The organism is Frankia sp. R82 (genome assembly GCF_023716925.1).
Taxonomy (GTDB): Bacteria; Actinomycetota; Actinomycetes; order Frankiales; family Frankiaceae; genus Frankia.
Genome location: NZ_JAMQQG010000256.1, coordinates 1 through 5,808, shown reverse-complemented (window position 1 = coordinate 5,808; position 5,808 = coordinate 1). Strand labels below are relative to the sequence as shown.

Here is a 5,808-nt window from a genome sequence, read left to right as displayed (position 1 = left end):
GCCGGCGACGGCGCGGCGGCGCTCGCCCTGCCCGCCCGGACCGCCACGGCGATCAACATTCCGGCGGCCGCCTACCCGCGCGGCTATCAGGTGCGGATCACTGGCGGGCGGGTGACCTCGGCGGTCGGCTCCGGCCTGCTGTGCGTGGTCGCCGACCCCGGCGCGGCGCGGGTCGAGATCCGGGTACGTCCGGCGACGGACGGGCCGCAGGTCCAGAGCCCGCTGATGGCGGGCCCGGCGGGCTGCGATACGACCACGGCCGCCGCCGCAGGTGCCGCTGCGACCTCCGGTGCTCCGGGTGCCTCCGGGGCGGGCCGCTCGGTGGCGGCCGCGCAGGCCGGTCGGGACGACACCGACACCTATTCCGGTCCGTTGCTGTGGATACTGCCGTTGGTCGGTGCGACCGCGGCGCTCGGCCTGCTCGCCGCGGTGCTGCGACCCTGGCGGCGCCGTCCCGGCCCGTCGACACCTACCTGGACCGGGGGAGACTGAGTCGGTGGCGACCCGCTTCTTCTACGACACCGAGTTCATCGAGCGGCGTGAGTCCGGCCATCTCTGGTTGGACCTGGTCAGCATCGGCATCGTCAGCGAGGACGGTGCGCGGCGGTACTACGCCGTGTCCACCGAGTTCGATCCGGTCTGGGCGGTGCCCTGGGTCCGTCGCAACGTGCTCGACCAGCTTCCCTCGCCCGCCGACCCGGCGTGGCGGTCCCGGGCCCGGATCCGTGACGATCTCACCGAGCTGCTGACCGCCGACGGCGCGCCGGAGCTGTGGGCCTGGTACGGCGCCTATGACCATGTCGTGCTGTGTCAGCTGTTCGGGACGATGACGGACCTGCCGGCCCAGCTGCCCCGGTTCACCCGCGATCTGCGCCAGTTGTGGGAGGAGCTCGGTCGCCCCGCGCTGCCGCCGCCACCGGCCAACGCCCACGATGCCCTCGCCGACGCGCTGCACAACCTGGCCCGCTGGGAGATCCTCGCTCCGTTGCGCCCTCGTACCGCCAGACCCTCTCCTCCCTCATAACTATTTACATTTAGCTCGCCACGCCTAGTGGTTTAAATAGTGCTCCGTCTTGCTGGACGCCGCTACGCTGCCGCTGCTGCCACCGAGGTGTGGGTGCAGTGCGGCGCAGGTCGGTGTGCGGACGCAGGTCGGGGTGAGGCAAGGAGGGCGCGATGAGGATCGGCGTACTGACCGGTGGCGGGGACTGCCCAGGGCTCAACGCGGTGATCCGGGCGGTCGTTCGCAAGGGCGAGAGCGTGTACGGGCACCATTTCGTCGGTTATCGGGACGGTTGGCGTGGGCCGCTCACCGGCGACACGGTGGCGTTGGACACCGCGGCGGTGCGCGGCATCCTGCCACGCGGCGGCACGATCCTCGGGTCGAGTCGGACCAACCCGTACGCCGCGGTGGACGGGGTGGATCTGATCCGGCGGAACCTGGCCGCCGACGGGGTCGACGCGATCATCGCCATCGGTGGGGAGGACACCCTCGGCGTGGCCGCTCGCCTGCACGCCGACGGCGTTGCGGTCGTCGGCGTGCCGAAGACGATCGACAACGACCTGTCCGCGACCGACTACACCTTCGGCTTCGACACGGCGGTGAACATCGCCACCGAGGCCGTCGACCGCCTGCACACCACCGCAGAGAGTCACCACCGGGTGCTCATCGTCGAGGTGATGGGCCGTCACGCCGGCTGGATCGCGCTGCACAGCGGCATGGCCGGTGGCGCGAACGTCATCCTCATCCCCGAGCGACCGTTCGACTTTGACAAGGTGTGCGCGTTCGTCGAGTCCCGGTTCGCCACCCACTACGCGCCGATCATCGTCGTGGCGGAGGGCGCCACCCCGATCGCGGGCACGATGGCGACCAGTGACACCGAGCTCGACGCGTTCGGTCACGTCCGGCTGCAGGGCATCGCCGCGGTGCTCGAGACCGAGATCCGGGGACGCACCGGCCGGGACGCCCGCGCCACCGTGCTCGGCCATCTGCAGCGCGGCGGCACGCCGACCGCGTTCGACCGCTGGCTGGCAACCCGCTTCGGCCTGCACGCGGTCGACGCGGTGCACGAGGGCGATTTCGGGGTGATGGTCGCGCTGCACGGCACCCGAATCGACCGTGTCCCCCTGGCCGAGGCCATCGGCGAGCTCAAGACCGTCCCGGCGGAGCTCTACGCCGAGGCGGCGGTCTTCTTCGGCTGACCGGTCACCGGTCCGCCGCCGGGCCGGATGACTTCGTTGAAACCTGGCAGTATCAGCGCGTCCCGGACCCGGGCAGCCGTACCCTGGTGTCTCGTGAGCGCATTGGACGTCTGGCGGACCCTTCCGGCCAAGCAGCAGCCGTCGTGGCCCGACCCGGTCGAGCTGCAGGCTGCTGCGGACCAGCTGGCGGCGCTGCCCCCCTTGGTGACGGCGCCGGAGGTCCGGTCGTTGACCGACCGGCTGGCGATGGTGGCCCGGGGCGAGGCCTTCCTGCTGCAGGGGGGCGACTGCGCCGAGACGTTCGCCGCCAACACCGCCAACAAGATCCGCGACAAGGTGAAGACCCTGTTGCAGATGGCGGTCGTGCTCACCTACGGAGCGAGCACCCCGGTGGTGAAGGTCGCCCGTATCGCCGGCCAGTACGCCAAGCCGCGCTCGGCCGACATCGAGGCGGGCACCGGCCTGCCGTCCTACCGGGGTGATGCGGTCAACGACATCGCGGCGACCGCCGCCGCCCGCCGGCCGGACCCGATGCGGATGGTCGCCTCCTACCACCAGAGCGCGGTCGCGCTGAACCTGGTGCGGGCGTTCGCCACCGGTGGCTTCGCCGACCTGTCGAAGGTCCACGAGTGGAACAAGGCCTTCGTGCGCGACTCGGCCGCCGGCCGGCGCTACGAGGTCATGGCCACCGACATCGACCGGGCGCTGTCGTTCATGGCCGCCTGCGGCATCGATCTCGACCGCACCGCCGCGTTGACCGGCGTGGAGCTGTTCACCAGCCACGAGGGTCTGCTCCTGGAGTACGAGCGGGCCCTGACCCGGATCGAGGATGCCACCGGGCACCCGTACGACCTGTCCGCGCACATGATCTGGATCGGTGAGCGCACCCGCGACCTCGACGGCGCCCACGTCGATCTGCTGTCCCGGGTGGGCAACCCGATCGGCTGCAAGATCGGCCCGAAGGCGAGCCCGGACGAGGTGCTCGAACTCGCCGAGCGGCTCAACCCGCACCACGTTCCCGGTCGCCTGACCCTGATCACCCGGATGGGCGTCGGCCGCATCCGCGACGCACTGCCGCCCATCATCGAGAAGGTCAACGCGGCCGGCCCGCCGGTGGTGTGGTCCTGCGACCCGATGCACGGCAACACCCGCGACGTCGGTGGGATCAAGACCCGTCACTTCGACGACGTGCTCGACGAGGTCTTCGGCTTCTTCGAGGTACACAAGGCCCTGGGCACCCACCCCGGTGGCCTGCACATCGAGCTGACCGGTGAGAACGTCACCGAGTGCCTCGGGGGCGCCGAACTGATCGGCGAGGACGACCTCGGTGGCCGGTACGAGACGGCCTGCGACCCTCGTCTGAACACCAGCCAGGCCCTGGAACTGGCGTTCCTCGTCGCTGAGATGCTCCAGCACGCCCGCGGCGAACGGGCCGCCGCCCATCACGGCCCGGCCCACCCCGCCCCCCAGGCCTGAACTCCGACCCCCCACGGATGCCTGGTCGGTGATCCGGGTCGTCGAGTACCTCGGCGATCTGCCATCACCGCCAGGCGAGGTCCGATGCGCCCTCATGCGGACTGACTCGGCCTCATGGGGGACTCTGCTGGCTGATGCGGCGGCGACCGGAGCATCCTGATTCCGCCGCCCGCCAGCCCAGCCAAAACGCCCCTCACCCGCACAGACCGTCACCCACCCCGCGCCCCCACCATGCCTCGCAACCGACCCCGCAGCAGGATCTGCCCACACGGGTCGGCGTGGGGGGCACAGCGGATGGGTGTCGCGCTCGATGGCGGGCCGATCCGAGATCGTCGATGTGGGTGCGGAGCACGCCGTTGTGGTCGACGAACCTGCTACGGGACGTTGTCCTCGGTGACCGCCTTGCCCGAGGCAGCCGGATCGGTGCCGGCCGACGACCGGGACGGTGTGGCGGAGGCGGGTTCGGGCTGGTCGCTGGTTGCCATGGCGATGGCGGGCTGCGCGGATCCCGCCGCACCAGCGGCCTGCGTACCGTCCGAGGTCGGCGTCTCGACGCCGTCGGACGACCCCCTGGACGAGCCGTCGATGCCGGCCGGTGTCGGCTCGCTGTTCGGAGCCGGAACCGGGACCTGAGCCGGCGTCCGGGTGGGCGACAGCGAGCTGGGCGAGCTCGCCGAAACGGACGGGTGGACGGTAGGTGCCGGACCCGTGCGGCCGGGCGCGCGGGCTGTGCTGCCGGGACGCGGCACGGCGGCCGCGCTGCCGGACTGAGCCGGCGGGGAGTCCGCCGGCTCTGCCGCTGCATCCTGCGGGATGGGGCCCAGCACCTCGCCACCCGACAAGGCGCCACCCGACAAGGCGCCATCCGGCTGTGCACTGTCCGGCACGGTGGCACCGGACGACGTGCCACCGGACGACGTGATGGTCGCAGAGGTGTCATCTGGCGAGGCGGTGCCGGATGGCGTGCCGTCGTCGGGTGTCGGGCTGGCGGGGGAGGGGGCGTTCGAGCCGGTGCGGTCGGGTGAGGCCGGGGCGACGGGTGTGACGTCGAGTCCGGTGGGGCTGGGGCGATCGGGCTCGGGCGAGGGCCGCCCGGACACGCCGGCGGAGGCGGGCGGCGGCCGTCGCGGCGAAGGGAAGGAGCCCGGCTGGGTCGGGCCCAGGTCACGGCGGAACTGGCTGATCAGAGCGACGGCCGCGTGGGCGGCGCCCATGGTTCCCGGCGGCAGCTCGGTCAGCACCGCGCTCAGACTGTCCGCCTGGTTCGCGGTGAACGCCGCCATCGCCCGCCAGGCGTCGACGTTGCCCGCATCCGCCTGGGCGAGCAGCACCTGGGAGGCGGCCTGGGCCTGCGCGCACCAGGCCCACAGCAGCGTGTTGACGGTGTTCGCGTCGGCGTGACGGGTTCCCGGCCCACGAGGGGGGACGCTCGTCGCCGAGACGGTCGCTGTGGGTGACAGTGGCGCGGTCGGCGCGAGCGATGCGATCGGGCGGGCCGAACCTGACGGACCGGTTGTGCCTGCTGGATGGCGGGTGCCCGTGGAAGCCTCGGTGCTGGTGGGACGACGTGCTGTGCTGGCTGGCAGTGCTGTGCTGGCTGGCGGTGCGGTGCTGGCTGGCGGTGCGGTGCTGGTGGGACGGGGCGGCGTCGCCGGATCGAGCGGAGGCGTCGGCGGGACCGGGGTGGTCGCGGCCGCGACCGTGTCTGCCGGGCGAGCCCCGGGGCCGGACGGTGGCGAACCGATGCCGGGGCGACCGCCGCCGGCGGACGTGCCGATGGTGAGCGTGCGCAGTTCGGACATCCGCACCCCGGCAACGTCCAGGCGGGTCTTGGCGCGGGCGACCGGGTCACGTTCCAGCGACACCTGGAGGTTTTCCACCTGCCGTTTGACCCGGTAGAGCGGCTCGCCGGGCAGGGCGTCCCGGGCGCTGAGGGCGAGCGCGATCACGGTGACCGCGATGCTCAGACCGGCGGCGAGCAGCGCCCGGGCAACCCGGGGCACCGCCACGGGAGGCTGCCCGGCACGTGGACGGCGGACCGCCGCGACGGCGGCCCTCGACCAAGGTCACTTTCTGTGACGCTACTTTCGGAAGCCGCGGGTGCGCGAGATGCACACGGGTCGCCGTGGC

At 72.3% G+C, this 5,808-nt stretch carries 4 protein-coding genes and 1 pseudogene; 4 read left to right on the top strand and 1 reads right to left on the bottom strand.

Annotated elements, in window-relative coordinates; translation table 11 throughout:
• From ND747_RS19775 to ND747_RS19760, 4 genes and pseudogenes are all read left to right on the top strand, one after another.
• Nucleotides 1-492, top strand: a pseudogene (locus tag ND747_RS19775) (hypothetical protein); the annotation flags it as partial.
• Nucleotides 493-496: 4 nt separating this feature from the next.
• On the top strand, nt 497-1,024 hold the full coding sequence (locus ND747_RS19770) for a polyadenylate-specific 3'-exoribonuclease AS (RefSeq protein ID WP_251735313.1): 528 nt from the start codon (nt 497-499) through the stop codon (nt 1,022-1,024).
• A 152-nt stretch (nt 1,025-1,176) separates the two neighbouring features.
• Nucleotides 1,177-2,202, top strand: coding sequence for a 6-phosphofructokinase (locus ND747_RS19765; RefSeq protein ID WP_251735311.1), 1,026 nt, complete (start codon nt 1,177-1,179; stop codon nt 2,200-2,202).
• Nucleotides 2,203-2,295: 93 nt separating this feature from the next.
• Nucleotides 2,296-3,678: a class II 3-deoxy-7-phosphoheptulonate synthase gene (locus ND747_RS19760; RefSeq protein WP_251735309.1), complete on the top strand. Its 1,383-nt coding sequence runs from the start codon at nt 2,296-2,298 to the stop codon at nt 3,676-3,678.
• Nucleotides 3,679-4,052: 374 nt separating this feature from the next.
• Here the strand turns inward: ND747_RS19760 and ND747_RS19755 are convergent, their stop codons facing one another.
• Nucleotides 4,053-5,687: a DUF5667 domain-containing protein gene (locus ND747_RS19755; protein WP_251735308.1), complete on the bottom strand. Its 1,635-nt coding sequence runs from the start codon at nt 5,685-5,687 to the stop codon at nt 4,053-4,055.
• Nucleotides 5,688-5,808: the final 121 nt, after the last annotated feature.